Here is a 16,706-nt window from a genome sequence, read left to right as displayed (position 1 = left end):
ATGAGGTGCACGATGATTTATCGAATCCTGGCCAATCTGATCTTCAGCTTTAGTCTCGTTGCCGGTGTTGTCGGCAACGCTACTGCCGATACCAAAATTGTCGTCGGCGGCAAGAAATTTACCGAACAGCAACTGGTCGCCGAAATGACCGCACAACTACTGCGCGCCAACGGCTACAAGGTCGATAAACGCGCAGACTTGGGCTCATCGGTACTGCGCGCGGCGCAAGAGAACGGCCAGGTCGATGTGTACTGGGAATACACCGGCACCTCCCTGATTACTTACAATAAAGTCACCGACAAACTCAGCGCTGAGGAAACCTACAAAAAAATCAGCGAACTGGATGCGCAAAAGGGCATCACCTGGCTGAACCCTTCCAAGGCCAATAACACCTACGCACTGGCCATGCGCAAAGTGGACGCCGAAAAGGATGGCGTCGTCTCGATCAGCGATCTGGCGAAAAACATCGAAGCGGGCAAATCGTACAAGTTTGCTTCGAATGCCGAGTTCTTCTCCCGGCCGGATGGCCTGCGTCCTCTTCAGGAGGAATACGGGTTTGAATTCGAGCGCAAGAATATTGTGCGGATGGATGGCGGGTTGACGTATCAGGCGCTTAGGGATGGTCAGGTTGATTTGGCGTTGGTCCTTTCCACCGATGGACGAATTCCGGCGTTTGGGTTTGTGGTGTTGAAGGATGATAAGGGGTTCTTTCCTGGCTATGCGTTGACGCCGGTTGTTCGTACTCAGGTGCTTGAGGTAAATCCGAAGATTGGGGAGTTGCTGAATGCGCTTTCTTCCAAGCTGGATGATGGGACGATTGCGGGGCTTAATTCGCGGGTTGATGTGGGGCGGGAGTCGATTGAGGGGGTGTCTAAAGCGTTTCTGCAACAAAGCGGTTTGCTTTAGTTGGCGGGGGTGGCGGGAGCTGTGATCTCGCTATAGGTTGTCCGGGACGGATCTAGCCAAACCGTGAATATCGAAGTGGATTCCGCCCGGCCAGTGATACCAGCTAGACGAGCTCATGTGCCCACTTATAGCTGCTGTACAAGAAAGGCCGACTGTCCTCCTTTTTGGTCTCCACAACCCTCAGGCGCACCTTCGTGCCTACCGGATAGCCCCGGATTTCTCTAGAACACTCTATCTTCATGTTCTGGGCAAAAGACTCTCCGCTGGCTGGTCGAACACCATTCTTGCGGCGGGCTGGGTCATAGAAAACTTCCGCGATGATTGAGACGTACTCTTCTGGATCGTGCCTCAGCTCCCAAGTCATAGCCGCTCCTTGAACCATTGGGTTGTTGAAGTCTGAGTGAAGATCAGCCAATCCCCGCTGTCAAAACATCAAATATGATTCGGGTTGGAGCCTGACGCCATGCGGAGCAAGTTCTTGGGCTTGCGGCTTTGAATTTTCACGTCTGAAAGGCATGTGACTTGAGCTCCCCTAGGCATTCCAACGCTGTTCGTGTAGTCAAAACTTTCCCGGTCACGGGCTTGAAATACCTTTCAAAATTGATCTGTACGAGGTGCTGTGGAGCTCAATGGCCCTGAAATCCCCGTATTTACTTGATTCCAGGCCAAAAAATAGACGTCCGTGGACGTCTTTAGAAGCCGGGGTAATCTGAATTGAGTTGGTAGGTTATTGATTTTTAAAAACGAATAACGATTTTCGCTTTTGGCTGGAATACCGATTGGAATACCTGACGTCGCGTGAGCACTTAATTTTCAATCTGTCCAACAAGCTTTGTGAAATTGTGGCCAACGAAACGATCTGTGGATAGCTCTCAGCGCTAGCAAAGGCATCTCCAAGTGGACTGGGGTCAGCGACTTCAGAGCCTAAAGTGAAAGCTCCGGATGGGGCCCCTCGGGTGTTAGAATTCCGTTTTTGCCCGTACTCCAAGGAGTTATTGCGTGAACACGGAAAATCATTCCCAGACGGCCGCGTTTCTTTGGTCCATTGCCGATCTGCTGCGCGGTGACTTTAAACAATCGCAATACGGCCGCATTATCCTGCCATTCACCCTGTTACGGCGCATGGAGTGCGTACTTGCTCCGACCAAGGATGAGGTAATCAAGCAGACATTCGCCCAAGAAGGTCGCCCGGATACCGTGCGCGAAATGATTCTGCTGCGCGCTGCCGGTCAGCAGTTCTTCAATGCCTCGCCGCTGACCCTCAGCACACTGTCCGATACACAGACTGCCGCCGACTTAATGAGCTACGTGCAGGCGTTCAGCAAAGACGCACGAGAGATCTTCGAGCATTTCCACTTCGAAGACTTCGTACAGCAGTTGGAAACCGCCAACCTGCTGTACCAGGTGGTGCAGCGTTTCGCGGCAACCGATCTGAGCCCCGAGTTCATCAGCAACTTCGGCATGGGCATCATCTTCGAAGAGCTGATCCGCAAGTTCGCTGAAAGCTCCAACGAAACCGCCGGGGAGCACTTCACCCCGCGCGATATCGTGCACCTCACCACCTCGCTGGTGATCACCGATCAGGACCACAAGCTCGCGCCCAACAGCATCGTCACCATCTATGACCCAACCGCTGGTACCGGCGGCTTTCTGTCTGAGGGTGATGAGTACATCCAGTCAATCAGCGAGAAGGTCAGCGTGTCGCTGCACGGCCAGGAGCTCAACCCCGAGTCTTACGCCATCTGTAAGGCGGACATGCTAATCAAGGGCCAGGACGTGGCAAGCATTAAGCTCGGCAATACCCTGTCCAACGACCAACTGGCCGGCAAATCCTTCGACTTCATGCTCAGCAACCCGCCGTTCGGCGTGGAGTGGAAGAAGGTACAAAAACAGATCACAGATGAGCACCGCCACAAGGGCTTCGACGGCCGCTTCGGCCCGGGCCTGCCGCGTGTATCTGACGGTTCGCTGCTTTTCCTCCTGCACTTGGTTAGCAAGATGCGTGACCCGCGTGAAGGTGGCTCGCGCATCGGCATCATTCTCAACGGCTCGCCGCTGTTCACTGGCGGTGCAGGTTCGGGTGAATCGGAGATTCGCCGCTACCTGCTGCAAAACGACTTGGTCGAAGCCATCGTCGCGCTGCCGACGGACATGTTCTACAACACCGGCATTGCCACCTATGTATGGATCCTCAGCAACAGGAAAACGGCAGCGCGCCAAGGGAAAGTGCAGTTGATCGACGGCACCCAGTACTACGCCAAAATGCGCAAGTCGCTGGGCAGTAAGCGCCAGTACATCACCGAGCATCAAATCAGTGAGCTGGTGCGCCTGTATGGCAGCTTCGAGCAAACCGCGCAGAGCAAAATTTTTCCCATTGATGCTTTCGGCTACCGCCGTATCACCGTCGAACGCCCACTGCGCCTGAACTTCCAGACCAGCGCCGAGCGCGTCGCTAAAGTGCTGGAAGAAAAAGCCCTGCACAAGCTCGACAGCGCCGCTCAGCAACAACTGCTGGCCGCCCTGCAAGCGATGGATGGCAGCCAGCTTCACCGCAACCGTGAGCATTTCAGCAAGCTGCTCAATAGAGCCCTCGCCGCGGACGGCGTCAGCCTGAGTACATCGGAGCTAAAAGCCCTGATGAGTGCCCTGAGCGAGCGCGACCCCGAGGCGGATATCTGTATGACCAAGGGCCAGCCGGAAGCCGACGCCGGCCTGCGCGATAACGAGAACGTGCCGCTGGGCGAGTCGGTGTACGATTACTTTGCGCGCGAAGTCATCCCCCATGTGCCGGATGCCTGGATCGACCAAAGCAAAACCGACGAGCTGGACGGCGGGGTCGGTATTGTCGGTTTCGAGATTCCCTTTAACCGCCACTTCTTCGTCTTTCAGCCGCCGCGTCCGCTAGTCGAGATCGATCGCGACCTGAAAGCCTGTACCGACCGCATTAAGCAGATGATCGAGGGGCTGTCGGCATGAGCTTCCCTGCGTATTCCGCTTACATGGATGCTGGTGTCGACTGGTTGGGCAAGATTCCCGAGCATTGGCAGCAAAAATGGTTAGGACTTCTTGCTGTCGAATCACGTACGGCTTTCGTAGATGGCCCCTTTGGCTCTGATTTAAAAAGCAGTGATTACCAGGAAGAAGGTATTCCTTTAATACAGCTGAATAACATTAGGGATGGCCTGCATGTTCTTCGAAACATGAAATTTATCAGTGAAGAAAAAAGAAATGAACTATACCGGCACTCTGCTTTTCCAGGCGACATAGTCATTGCGAAGATGGCTGATCCCGTTGCTCGTTCAGCCATTGTATCTGATGAATTTTCTGAATACGTGATAGTTGCTGACTGCGTGAAAATGACTCCAGACTTGACGTCTGTTGATTTGAGTTTCCTGATTTGGGCAATCAATTCTGACTGCGTTCGGATTAGCGCAGAGCTGATGTCATCAGGCGTCACACGGATACGTATCAACCTTGGTCAAATTAAGAAACTCAGAATTCCATATCCACCTCTTCGCGAGCAAACCCAAATAGCCCGCTTCCTCGACTACGAAACTGCACGCATCGACGCGCTAATCGAAGAGCAACGGCGCCTGATCGAACTGCTCAAGGAAAAGCGTCAGGCTGTGATCTCCCACGCCGTCACCAAAGGCGTCGATTCTACCGTGCCGATGAAAGACTCTGGCGTGGAGTGGCTAGGAAAGGTACCGGAACATTGGGTTGTTTCGCGCGTAAAAAATGTTGCCTCGTTCATCACATCAGGCTCACGTGGGTGGTCAGATTATATTGATGAATCAGGTGAAGATATTTTTCTACAAAGCGGGGATATGGATAATCGCCTGAACGTGTTATTCGATAAAGCCAAGCGAATCATCACCCCGGAAGGTGCTGAAGGCTTAAGGACTCGGCTGCAAGATGGCGATTTGGTTGTCTGCATTACCGGGGCAAATACCGGTCGTGTAGCAGTGGTGGGTAAGGTGTGCGAGGCTGCATATGTCAATCAGCATCTCGGACTTGTCCGGCCGTATGTACTGGCGTGTAACTCTCGATATCTCGGATATGCATTGTCTTCATCCGCCTGTCAGAGTTATTTCAATGTTGAACAATATGGTCTGAAAGAGGGGCTTAGTCTTACTGATATTGCTGAAGCGCCTCTGATGGTGCCACCGCTTGCGGAGCAGGTTAAGTTGGTTGAGGTGATCGAAAATCACCTGGTCAACCTTGACGGGCTAACAAGAGATTCTGAAATGATTGTTGAGCTGCTCCAAGAGCGCCGCGCCGCCCTAATCTCCGCCGCCGTAACCGGCAAAATGGACGTGCGCGGCTGGCTGCCACCGGCCCGCGCGAAATCCTCCGAATTAGAACAAGAGGCTGTGTAATGGCGGACAGCAAGGAAGCTCAGTTTCAGCAGGACATCATCGACGCCCTGGCCGCACAAGGCTGGTTGGTCGGCACCGCCAGCGGCTACGACCGGCGCACGGCGTTGTATACCGAGGACGTGCTGGCCTACTTCAAGGAAGCTTGGCCGGAGCGTTGGGACAAGTTCGCCAAGGCCAACCCGAACAACCCGAATGATGTGCTGGTGCAGAAGCTCGTGCGCGAGCTGGAGCAGAGCGGCACCCTCGATGTGCTGCGCCATGGCTTTAAACTGCCGGCGGTGAAGGTGGAGTTGTGCAGCTTCCAGCCCGACCACGGCATGAACCCGGATACCTTAAAGCGCTACCATAGCAACCGACTGCGCGTGGTGCCTGAGGTGTCCTATTCGCCGCATGCGCGTGAGGCTGGCAGCGGTGGACAGAGCTACAACCCACGGTTGGACTTGGTGCTGTTCGTCAACGGCATCCCCACCGCCACACTAGAGCTGAAAAGCGAGTTCAAGCAGTCGGTGGAAAACGCCAAGCGCCAGTACCGCAATGACCGCCCAGTAAAAGACCCGCTAACGCGCAAACCTGAGCCGCTGCTGACCTTCAAACGCGGTGCGCTAGTGCACTTTGCTGTGGGCCAGAACGAAGTGGCGATGACCACCAAACTTGCGGGTAAAGATACCTTCTTCCTGCCGTTTAACCTCGGCAGCGCGGAAGGTGGTGCGGGTAACCCGATGCCTGAGGACGATAGTCAATACGCCACGAGCTACCTCTGGCAACGCCTGTTGCAGCCAGATACGTGGCTCAAGGTGCTGGGGCGCTTTCTGCACTTGGACAAGAAAACCAGTGAAAGCTTCGACGGCACGCTGGTGACCAAGGAGACGATGATCTTCCCGCGTTTCCACCAATGGGAAGTGGTCAATAAGCTGATCGATACCACCCGTACCGAAGGGCCGGGCAAGCGATATTTGATTCAGCACAGCGCAGGCTCTGGTAAGTCCAACTCCATCGCCTGGACTGCACATCAATTGGCTTCGCTGTACGACGAAGCCGGTCAGCGCCTTTTCAATTCGGTGATCGTGGTCACCGACCGCACGGTGCTCGACAGTCAGTTGCAAAACACCATTTATCAGTTCGAGCACGCCCAGGGCGTCGTCAAACCGATCAGCCGGGATATCGGAAACCAAAGTAAGTCCGAGCAACTGGCCGAGGCGCTGGCTGAGCAGACGCGCATCATCATCGTCACCATCCAGACCTTCCCGGCGCTGTTTGATGCGCTGGATAAGTACCCCAAACTTGCCAGCGGGCGTTATGCAGTGATCGCCGACGAGGCGCATTCCTCGCAAACCGGCTCTTCGGCCAGCAAGCTGAAACAGATTCTAGGCAGCGATGTTCTGGAGGCGGAAGAAATCAGCGCTGAAGAGCTACTGGATGCTGCCGTACAAGCTCGCCAACCCAATGAGCGCATCAGCTACTACGCCTTTACTGCCACCCCAAAAGCTAAAACCCTGGAGCTGTTCGGTCGTCCGGCCGATTCCACGCTGCCAGCGAGCACCAGCAACAAGCCTGAGCCGTTTCACCTTTACTCCATGCGCCAGGCGATTGAAGAGGGTTTCATCCTCGACGTGCTGAGCAATTACACCACCTACAGCACCGCATGGAAGATCGCCCACCCGGATGGCGAAGACGACGAGGTGGACAGCAAAAAAGCGCGCATCAAGCTGGCACGCTGGGTGCGTTTACACCCGTACAACATAAGCCAGAAGGTCGAGGTAATCGTCGAGCATTTTCGCGCCAATATTCGCGGTCTGCTCAATGGTCAAGCCAAGGCCATGGTAGTGACCAGCAGTCGTCAAGAAGCTGTTCGTTATCAGTTGGCATTAAAAGCTTATGTGCAGCAGATGGGTTACAGCGATGTGCATCCGCTGGTGGCGTTCTCCGGCAGCGTATTACCGGACGAGGAAATCCCCGAAGAGGTGACGGAAAACAGCAGTCTGCTCAATGCAGGCCTGAATGGCCGCGACCTGGCGGACGCTTTCGACACTCAAGACTTCAACGTGATGATTGCTGCCAATAAGTACCAGACCGGCTTCGATCAGCCCAAACTGTGCGCCATGTACGTGGATAAGAAGCTGCAAGGTGTGGACTGCGTGCAGACCTTATCGCGGTTGAATCGCACCTTTGGTGACACCAAGCAAACCTTTATCCTCGACTTTTTTAACGAGCCGCAGGACATTCTCGATGCCTTTTTGCCGTACTACACCAAGGCCGAGCTGACCGACGTGACCGACCCGCAGATCATCTATGACCTGCAAAAGAAGCTGGATGCTGAGGGCATCTATCACTGGCAGGAGGTAGAAGCGTTCGCGTTGGCTTTCTTTGACCCGAAGGCGCAAGCCAGCAAACTCAGTTATTACTGCGCGCCGGCCAAGGAGCGCTTTGCCAAGCGGTACGCCTTCTCGCTGGAGTCGCGTCAGCAGGCACTGGATTACAAGCGTACTGCTGAAGCCAATGGAGACAGCGCCGGTCTAAAAAAAGCCGAGCACGCATTGAAAGAAGCTGGTGAGCAAGTTGATCAGCTCGACCTGTTTCGCAAGAACCTGCAGAGTTTCGTGCGCCTGTACGAGTTTCTGTCGCAGATCGTGCCTTACGAGGATCGCGAACTGGAGCAGCTGTGCGTATACGCCAAGCACCTGCACCCGTTGCTGCGCGTTGATCGCTTGCTAGAAGACGACGTGGATGTGGGCGAGCTGCAACTGAGCCACTATCGCCTGAGCAAACGCGCCGAACACCAGCTACGCCTGAGCGAGGAAACTGGCGAATACACCCTCAAGCCGGGAAGTGATGTGGGCAGCGGTAAACCTCACGATCCAGAGAAGAAGCGGTTATCCGAAATCATAGAGGCGCTCAACGATATCTTCGGTGCCGAAGTGAGTGACGACGACCAATTGCAGTTCCTTACCGGCATCGCGCAACGCATCAGCCGCCAGGACGATGTCATGGCGCAGGTAAACAACCATTCGATTGATCAAGTTATGCACGGCCTGTTTCCCAAGCGCGTTCTCGACACTGTGCTGGACGCCATGACTGACCACGAAAAGCTGTCGCTTGAAGTGTTGGATAACGAGACGAAGAGCCGGGCGTTTGCGCTAGTGATTTTGAAGATGCTTAAAACGGTAGCTACCCTCGATGATATTCATACGGGCGGTGTCTGAAGCAGGCGGTAAATTAAGGAGCAACAGTGGCTATTCCGGATTTTCAAAGTGTGATGCGCCCTGTGTTGAGCATCGTTCAGAACACTGCTGCGCTGCCGCTAAATGAGTTGCGCGAGCGTGTAGCCGATCAGTTTCAGCTGACCGAGGACGAACGCAAGGAGCGCCTGCCTTCCGGTTATCAGACGGTGATCAACAATCGAGTGGGCTGGGCTCGTACCTATTTGAATAAAGCTGGGCTGCTTTGCATTCCGACCAAGGGCATGGTGCAAATTACTCCGCGAGGCCTTGACGCCTTGGCCAATGGCCCGCAGCGCATCACGGTTAGCTGGCTGAAGCAGTATCCCGAATTCGCAGAATTCCATACTGCCAAAGCGCAAGCAGATGATGTCCCCGCTGTGCCGAACGTTGGTACTGCCGAAACCACTCCAGACGAGCAACTAGCAGAGGCGCATCAGGCGCTGACGCAGTCTTTGGCAGATGAGTTGCTGACGCAAGTTAGGCTGGCCAGCCCTAGCTTCTTTGAACAGTTGGTCGTCGATCTCATGATCGCCATGGGATATGGCGGCTCGCGTAAAGAGGCTGGTAAGGCGACCCAAGCGACCAATGATGACGGCATTGACGGCATCATCAAAGAAGACAAGCTAGGCCTTGATGTGATTTATCTGCAGGCCAAGCGCTGGACCAACACTGTTCATCGCCCCGAAATCGACAAGTTTATAGGCGCCCTGACTCGACAGCGTGCACGAAAGGGCGTGTTTATTACCACCTCGGACTTTTCTGAAGGGGCTCGCACAGCAGCGCTCGGGCTGGATATCAAAGTGGTATTGATCGACGGTGTTGAACTGGCGCGCCTGATGGTAGAAAACAACCTGGGCGTGAGCATCAAGCAAGTTTACGAAGTGAAGCAACTCGACAGTGACTACTTCGCGGGGGAATGACTTGCAACGTCGCTGGCAGGGGCAGTCAACGTGCGGGACATTTTTCAAGGCTAGGGCCCTGCTTAACGTGGCCTGCTACAGCTCCTATCCCAATTGATAGCGAAGGCTTGCCGACGTTCAACAATCGCTCATGTCAGCAAAACGTTTTGGGCGGGCGAATGAGCCAGTCTTTCCACGAAGGATTGCTTTGACAGTTTGAGATGCTAAGTCTAGCGATTGTGGGCTAGCTGAATAGACAGCATCAACCTGCCGGTTACGTGAGAGCCTTTTGATTCTCATCATCTCTGAAAAATCGAGGTCGTGTGCATGCGGGTGTTCGTTAATCATGGCGAGACTACCCATTAGGCTGTTGCGGCAAGCTTGGGTTAAGGCTAACACGGTCATTCGAGGTATTGAGCTCTCGCGCTAGCTAGAACCCCGCCCCATCGAGTCATTTTTCCTTGGCTCAGGCTTGGTCGTTATTATCACCGCTGAGTCTTATCGACTGTTGTTTGCTTGACCGTCTGGTGCTGGTGGGCGGATTGGCTACCGGAACTGAAGTCCTTGATTGCACCAAATCCCAGCCAAAAAAAAGACGCCCTAAGGCGTCTTCTTCATCGAGTTGGTGGAGCCGGGGGGATTTGAACCCCCGTCCGCCAGTACTCCGCTGTCGGTACTACATGCGTAGCCGTGTCTATTAAGTTAACCCTCAGCGACCCGACGGGCAGGGTGCTTTGGGCGAGTTGTGTAAGTTTTAGCCGCTTCGTCCACAACGTACTGCACGGCGATTCTGTTCTATATGACAATCATTTCGGGTTTACAGACATCCCCTGATGATTGCTGGACCCGAAGGTACCAGGAGCATTGTCAGCTGCAATTAAGCAGCGAGAGCAACACCGTATTGGTCGTCATTGGCAACTATAAGTAGTTGCAACAGTGGATTTACGACTTCTGTTACCAAGTCGGCATGCACCTAGAGTTTCGCAACCGGCGTCGAATCCTAAACGGCCCCGAACTCATTGCCCGGTGAATCTGATCGGGCAACAAGCGTGCACAGTGTACGTCAATCCGCCGACGAGGCCAACCCGCAGGTTGGCTCGTCAGCATGTATCAGTTGTTGGTACCGGTCGATTTACGCAGCTCTACGATGGTTTGCGAGGTTTCGGCAACGCAGTCGTCGATTTTGCCTTCGGCTTTCAGCGCTTGGGCCTTGCTCACGCTGGTTTCGGCACGCTGGCTCAGTTCTGGCTTCGCTGACAGCTGAGCTTTCATACCATTGATGGTTTGAATATTGGCATCGCACAGATCGGCAGGCTTGTCTGCGGCGAACGAAGTGGACGCCATCATCGAGGCAGTAACGAACAGACCTAACAGTACAGAACGCTTCATGTGTATCTCCTTGAACTGAGGGATCCAGGCTTCGCTGACCGCTGGGCGAGCCACCGAATGGAGGAAAAGCCCCGATTTGTCGGGGCCTGTTCTGTGGATTGCCGTCTCGCTCAAGAGTTCTATTTTTCTTCAGACGACTTTTGCCCGCGTTACTCGATCCACCAGATAAACCAGCCCGTGGTAGTCGATGCCACCGTGCTGGGTGAGGCCGATTTCGCAGGTGCGGCTGGTGGAAATGCCCTCGCTGCAATGCTGGACGGCGTCCTTGAGCGTCCGCAGCGAATGGCTGTTCAGCTCCGGCGTGGTGAAGCCTTTGTCGCCGGCAAACCCGCAGCAATGGATGCCTTCGGGAATCACCACGGTGTTGCTGCATTTGCGCGCCAGATCGATCAGCGCCTGGCTTTCGCCCAAGTGCTGAGTGCTGCAGGTCACGTGCACGGCAATCGGCGCTTCCTGGGGTGTGAAGTCCAGACGATCCAGCAGATGCGTACGGATGAAGCGCACTGGATCGTACAGATCCAGTCGCGTTTCGCCGATGTCTTGGACCAGTCGCAGCGTACATGGGCTGGTGTCGCAATAGATCGGATCGAGGCCGCCGCGGCTGGCGTGAAGCAGGGCGCTGATCAGTTCCTGGCGCTTGTGCTCGGCCTGTTCGGCGTAGCCTTTGGAGGCGAACGGTTGGCCGCAGCAGAGGTTGTCCTGGTTGTCGGGAAAGACGACCTGGTAACCGGCCTTTTCCAGCAAGCCACGGGTTTTGTCGTACAGCGACATCTGTTCTTTGTCGCCCGCCGCCGGGCCCATGACCCGTGAGACGCAAGCCGCCAGATAAACCACGCGCGGGCGCTCGTCCGCCACGCTCGGGCTGAAGCGAATGGCTTTTTCCGGCTGTGGCATGGCGTTGGTCCACAGCGGCGCCTGGCCTTTGGACAAGCGCGTCAGCGTCGCCGACAACTTCGCCAGACGCGGCGCACCGAGCATCATTCGCGCACCGTTGGCGACGTGCAGAGTGAAGCGCGCGCCTTGCAGGGTCTTGGCGAAATTTCCTTCGATCCAGTCAGCGGTTTTCTGATGCGTGGCGTTTCGGCCACGGAGCTTTTTCACCAGTTCGCCGGTGTTGATGCCTACAGGGCAGCGTTGCGCGCACAGGCCGGTCGCGGCGCAGGTGTCGATGCCTTGGTAGTCGTAGGCTTTTTCCAGTTCGGTGGTGTCGACGCCGGCGCGCTTTTTCGCCTGGATATCGCGCCAGATGACGATGCGCTGGCGTGGGCTCAAGGTCAGGCCTTTCGATGGGCAGACCGGTTCGCAGAAACCGCACTCGATGCACTTGTCCACAATCTCGTCCGCCGCCGGCAGCGGTTTCAGGTGCTTGAGGTGGATCTGCGGATCTTCGCTGAGCACCACGTCCGGATTGAGAATGCCGTTGGGGTCGAGCAGGCGTTTGAGCTGCCACATCAATTGATAGGCGTCGCTGCCCCATTCCAGTTCCACGAACGGCGCCATGTTGCGGCCGGTGCCGTGTTCGGCCTTCAGCGAGCCGCCGAATTCCACCGCGACCAGTTGCGCGACGTCGTCCATGAACGCTTGGTAGCGTGCGATTTCTTCCGGGCTGTTGAAGCCTTGGGTGAAGACGAAGTGCAGATTGCCTTCCAGTGCGTGTCCGAAAAGGATCGCTTCGTCGTAGGCATGTTTGTCGAACAGCTCGATCAGGCGATTGACGCCGATGGCCAGTTGTTCGACCGGGAAGGTCACGTCTTCGATGATTACTGTGGTGCCGGTTTTGCGCACGGCGCCGACGGCGGGGAAGGTGTCTTTGCGGATGGCCCAGAGGCGGGCGTTTTCCACCGGGTCTTCAGTGAAGTCGACCTGCTTTTCTACGGGGAAATTGCGCAAGGACGCCATGATTTGCGCCAGTTGTTCCTGCAGTAATGTCGATGACGCGGCGCGGGATTCGATCAGCAGTGCGCAGGCATTTTCCGACAGCAGCTGTACGAAAGCGGGCATGCCTTTTTTGTCTTGCACTGAGCGCAGACTGCGTCGGTCGAGCAGTTCCACGGCGGATACCGGTTGGCTTTTCAGCACGGTCACCGCGTTGCAGCAGATTTCGACATCGGGGAACACGATCAGCGCCGAGGCCTTGTTCGGGTGATCGATGACGGTGTCGTAAGTCACCGCGCTGATAAAGCCGAGGGTGCCTTCGGAGCCGACCAGCAGGTGGCTCAGGATATCAACAGGCTCGTCAAAATCCACCAGGGCGTTGAGCGACAGGCCGGTGGTATTTTTCAGACGGTATTTGTGGCGGATTCTTGCGGCCAGTTCTGCGTTGGCGCGGGTCTCGCGGCCTAATGTCGCCAGTCTTTCGAGCAGGTCGCCGTGGCTAGAACGAAATGCCGCGACGCTGGCAGGGTCTTCGCTGTCGAGGCGCGTGCCGTCGGCCAGCACCAGACGAATCCCGGCCAGGGTGTGATAGGTATTCTGCGCGGTGCCGCAGCACATGCCGCTGGCGTTGTTGGCGACGATGCCGCCGATCTTGCAGGCATTGATCGACGCCGGATCCGGGCCGATCTTGCGCCCGAACGGTGCCAGCCAGGCGTTGGCCTGCGCGCCGATCACGCCCGGTTGCAGGCGGATCTGCGTGCCCTGACCGCGAATCTCGCGGGCGTTCCAGTTATCCCCGAGCACGATCAGCACCGAGTCGCTGATCGCCTGCCCGGACAGGCTGGTGCCGGCGGCGCGGAAGGTCACCGACACGTGGTCGCGCTGGGCCAGTTGCAGCAGCGCCACCACTTCGTCTTCGGACTCGACGCGGATCACCAGTTTCGGGATCAGCCGATAGAAACTGGCGTCGGTGCCGAAGGCCAGGGTCGACAGCGGATCGTCGAAGCGCCGCTGTGCTGGAATCAGTTGCTCGGCATCACGCAGGAAAGCGGCAGGAAGACTCATTGATCCTCCAGAATCAGCACGACCAAATCTTTCGGGCCATGCGCGCCGTAGGCGAGGACCTGTTCAATATCGGCAGTCTTCGACGGGCCGGAGACCAGCAGCGCGTTGGTCGGCATGCCTTGCGCCCATTCGAATTCCTCTTGCACCTGATAGAAGTTGTCGCGGATTTCGCTGGCCTTGAGCAAAGCGAAATGCACCGGCGGCACCAGGCTCATCAGGCGCGGTTCTTCACGGGTAGGCCAGATGATCAGGCTGCCGGTCGCGGCGATCGCGCCGAGGGTGCCGGTGAGGCTGGCCGGGGTGTCGTTGAACAGCTCGGCTTTCCACTCTTCCATCGGGCGGTCGTAGGACTTCAGTTCTGGCAGCTCGGGATTGTTCGCCCAGTGCTGTGTGATGCGTTGCCCGTGCGGTGTAGTCGGTGCGATCAGCAGGCTCGGCAATTGGCGGTCGCGCAGCAGTTGCGCGAGTAATGCCGGCCACTCCTCGGCCGAGGTCAGGTGGATTTCGGTGTGCACCGCTTCCATCAGTTTGCGCAATTGCGGGATGCGTTGCTCGGCGCTGTAGGTGTAGGGCTGGGTGACCAGGTCGACATCGAAGTTGTCGGTGATCGGCGTGGTGCCGGTCAGACTTTTCCGCAGCTTGCCGAGGATATTTTGCTTGGCGCTCATCGACGCTCTCCCTGTTTGCCCAGATGCTCGCGGGCCATGTCATGCAACGAACGCGCGGCCGGTTTTGGTGCGCTGTGGTTTTGCGTCCAAGGGCCGACATTGCTCGGCGTGAGGGCGCGCAGGTGCGTGGCGAAAAAAGCGAACAAGCGGTACAGCGTCGGCGAGCTATTGAGTTTGGCCCAGGCGTTCCAGATGAACCGTTCCTTGCGCGAATACTTGCTGCCCTGACCGCGCATCACCTGATTCGGCGCGTCCGGAGCTTTGACGTTTTCCTCACGCAGACGGCGCAGGATGGCCGGGATCGGAATCTTCACCGGGCAGACTTCACCGCAGGCGCCGCACAGTGAGGACGCGCTCGGGTGGTCCGGAACCTTGGCCAGGCCGACCATGTGCGGGGTGATGATTTTGCCGATCGGCCCTGGGTAGACCTCGCCATAAGTGTGGCCGCCGACTCGGGTGTAAACCGGGCAATGATTCATGCAGGCGCCGCAGCGGATGCAGTTCAGGGTCTGGCGCAATTCACTGTCGGCGAAAGCCTGGCTGCGACCGTTGTCGAGCAACACCAGATGCACTTCCTGCGGGCCGTCGAGTTCATGTTCCTTGCGCGGGCCGGAGATCATGTTGACGTAAGTGGTGATCGGAATGCCCAGCGCCGAGCGCGTCAGCAGTGACAGCAGTGGGACCACGTCACGCAGGTTTTCCACGACTTTTTCGATGCCGGTCACGGCGATATGCACCGGTGGCACGGTGGTGGTCATGCGCCCGTTGCCTTCGTTTTCCACCAGCAGCAGGGTGCCGGTTTCGGCGACGGCGAAGTTGACGCCGGAGACGCCGATGTCGGCTTCGAAGAATTTCTGCCGCAGGACCCTGCGACCGATCTGAATGAGTTGGTCAACGTCCTTGGTGTATTCCACGCCAAGTTTGTCGTGGAACAAGGACGCGACCTGACCGGCATTCTTGTGGATCGCCGGCATAATGATGTGTGAAGGCTTCTCGTGGTCGAGCTGGACGATGTACTCCCCCATGTCGGACTCCAGACATTCAATGTCCCGAGCCTCGAGGAAATGGTTCATCTCCATCTCTTCGCTGACCATCGATTTGCCCTTGATCACTTGCCGCGCCTCGTGAGCGCGGATGATCGAGAGGACGATGCCATTGGCCTCGTCCACCGTTTCCGCCCAGTACACTGTCACACCGTTGCGGGTCAGGTTCTGTTCCAGTTGCTCGAGCAGGTCGGGCAACTTGGACAGCGCGCGGGCCTTGATCGAATTGCCCAGTGCGCGCAAGTGTTCTCTTTCGTGGGCATCGCTGAAAGCCGCTGCCCGCTTGGTCATCAGTGAATCCATGGCAGTGCGGAAGTTGTTCCGCAGCTGCTGATCACCTAGGGCGTTGTGTGCCCGGGTGCGAAAGTCTTCTTCGACGGCGACCGTAGGAATAATCGTCGAGGTGCTCATTGTGCACCTCCGGTTCGCTGCCAAAGGAAGCTTGCCAGATGTTGCCCGCGTAACGTTTCCTGCTGTTTCTCCAGCGCGCCGTTGATGTTCATCAAACAGCCGCAGTCGGCACTCAGTACCTTGTGCGCGCCGGACTCCTTCAGTGCGCGGGTCTTGTCAGCCACCATCGCGCCGGAAATGTCTGGCATACGGACGCTGAATGTCCCACCGAAGCCACAGCATTCGCTTTCGTGGTCGTGATTGACCCGCTCCACATTGCTCAACTGCGCCAACAACTCGCGGCCATGCAGGTGGGTATTCATTTCGCGGCGTGCCGAACACGAGGTGTGCAGCGCGACTTTCACCGGTTCGCCGCTGTCCTTGAGCTGCACCTTGCAGACGAACAGCAGAAACTCGGCCAGTTCATAAGTGCGCGCCGCAAGGGCCTGCACCTGTTTCAACGTTTCCGGCTCGTCCTTGAACAAGTCGGCGTAATGCTCACGCAGCATGCCGGCGCAGGAACCCGACGGCACCACCACCGGATAATCCCCGGCAAACAGCGCCAGTTGCGAGCGCGCCACCGTCCGTGCCTGCTCGGTGTAACCCGAGGTGTAGGCCGGTTGCCCGCAGCAACTTTGCCCTTGCGGATACTCGACCCGGATCCCTTCACGCTCCAGCAGATGGATCGCGTCCATCCCGGCTTCGGGGTAGAACAGGTCGACCACACACGTGCCGAAAAGGTAGACCCGCGACGGTTTCTCGCTGGGGTATTGCCGAGGTTCGGGCAGTGGCGGTGCCACGCGGGTCGCGTTCGGCACAGCGTTGTAAAAAAGCTCGCTCATCAGGCGTGTCTCCGGGTGGGCCCGGTTATCCG

Annotated in this window: 10 protein-coding genes and 1 other RNA gene; 5 read left to right on the top strand and 6 right to left on the bottom strand. The window is 56.8% G+C overall.

The features are described from left to right. Nucleotides 1–12: 12 nt before the first annotated feature. The 5 genes from ACMYUN_RS10900 to ACMYUN_RS10880 all read left to right on the top strand — a co-directional run bounded on the left by ACMYUN_RS10900 (nt 13) and on the right by ACMYUN_RS10880 (nt 9,423). Complete coding sequence (locus ACMYUN_RS10900) at nt 13–906, top strand: glycine betaine ABC transporter substrate-binding protein (RefSeq protein WP_415763679.1); 894 nt, start codon at nt 13–15, stop codon at nt 904–906. Between the two features lie 999 nt (nt 907–1,905). After that, nucleotides 1,906–3,882, top strand: coding sequence for a type I restriction-modification system subunit M (locus ACMYUN_RS10895; protein WP_415763678.1), 1,977 nt, complete (start codon nt 1,906–1,908; stop codon nt 3,880–3,882). Next, on the top strand, nt 3,879–5,285 hold the full coding sequence (locus ACMYUN_RS10890; RefSeq protein ID WP_415763677.1) for a restriction endonuclease subunit S: 1,407 nt from the start codon (nt 3,879–3,881) through the stop codon (nt 5,283–5,285). Before ACMYUN_RS10895 ends, ACMYUN_RS10890 begins: the two co-directional genes overlap by 4 nt. Further along, nucleotides 5,285–8,485, top strand: coding sequence for a type I restriction endonuclease subunit R (locus tag ACMYUN_RS10885; RefSeq protein ID WP_415763676.1), 3,201 nt, complete (start codon nt 5,285–5,287; stop codon nt 8,483–8,485). Before ACMYUN_RS10890 ends, ACMYUN_RS10885 begins: the two co-directional genes overlap by 1 nt. Before the next feature lie 26 nt (nt 8,486–8,511). Then, the gene (locus ACMYUN_RS10880; RefSeq protein ID WP_415763675.1) at nt 8,512–9,423 is read left to right on the top strand and encodes a restriction endonuclease; all 912 of its coding nucleotides are present in this window, start codon (nt 8,512–8,514) and stop codon (nt 9,421–9,423) included. Between the two features lie 602 nt (nt 9,424–10,025). Here the strand turns inward: ACMYUN_RS10880 and ssrA are convergent. The 6 genes from ssrA to ACMYUN_RS10850 form a co-directional block, all read right to left on the bottom strand. Next, nucleotides 10,026–10,414, bottom strand: a transfer-messenger RNA (tmRNA) gene (gene ssrA, locus ACMYUN_RS10875). A 98-nt stretch (nt 10,415–10,512) separates the two neighbouring features. Continuing rightward, entirely contained in the window at nt 10,513–10,791 is a 279-nt protein-coding gene (locus tag ACMYUN_RS10870) for a hypothetical protein (RefSeq protein ID WP_415763674.1), read from the bottom strand. A gap of 129 nt (nt 10,792–10,920) precedes the next feature. Then, a complete protein-coding gene (locus ACMYUN_RS10865; protein ID WP_415763673.1) occupies nt 10,921–13,731 on the bottom strand; it encodes an FAD-binding and (Fe-S)-binding domain-containing protein in 2,811 nt (936 codons plus the stop codon). Continuing rightward, the gene (locus ACMYUN_RS10860) at nt 13,728–14,399 is read right to left on the bottom strand and encodes a LutC/YkgG family protein (RefSeq protein WP_415763671.1); all 672 of its coding nucleotides are present in this window, start codon (nt 14,397–14,399) and stop codon (nt 13,728–13,730) included. The genes ACMYUN_RS10865 and ACMYUN_RS10860 overlap by 4 nt, the downstream gene beginning before the upstream one ends. Beyond that, entirely contained in the window at nt 14,396–15,853 is a 1,458-nt protein-coding gene (locus ACMYUN_RS10855) for a LutB/LldF family L-lactate oxidation iron-sulfur protein (protein WP_415763670.1), read from the bottom strand. Before ACMYUN_RS10855 ends, ACMYUN_RS10860 begins: the two co-directional genes overlap by 4 nt. Next, nucleotides 15,850–16,674, bottom strand: a complete 825-nt coding sequence (locus ACMYUN_RS10850) for a (Fe-S)-binding protein (protein ID WP_415763669.1) — start codon at nt 16,672–16,674, stop codon at nt 15,850–15,852. Before ACMYUN_RS10850 ends, ACMYUN_RS10855 begins: the two co-directional genes overlap by 4 nt. Nucleotides 16,675–16,706: the final 32 nt, after the last annotated feature.

The organism is Pseudomonas sp. CP4, from assembly GCF_047758505.1.
Lineage (GTDB): Bacteria > Pseudomonadota > Gammaproteobacteria > Pseudomonadales > Pseudomonadaceae > Aquipseudomonas > Aquipseudomonas fluorescens_AO.
Note: the sequence above shows the minus strand (reverse complement) of the source record. Positions and strands in the feature narration are given on the sequence as shown.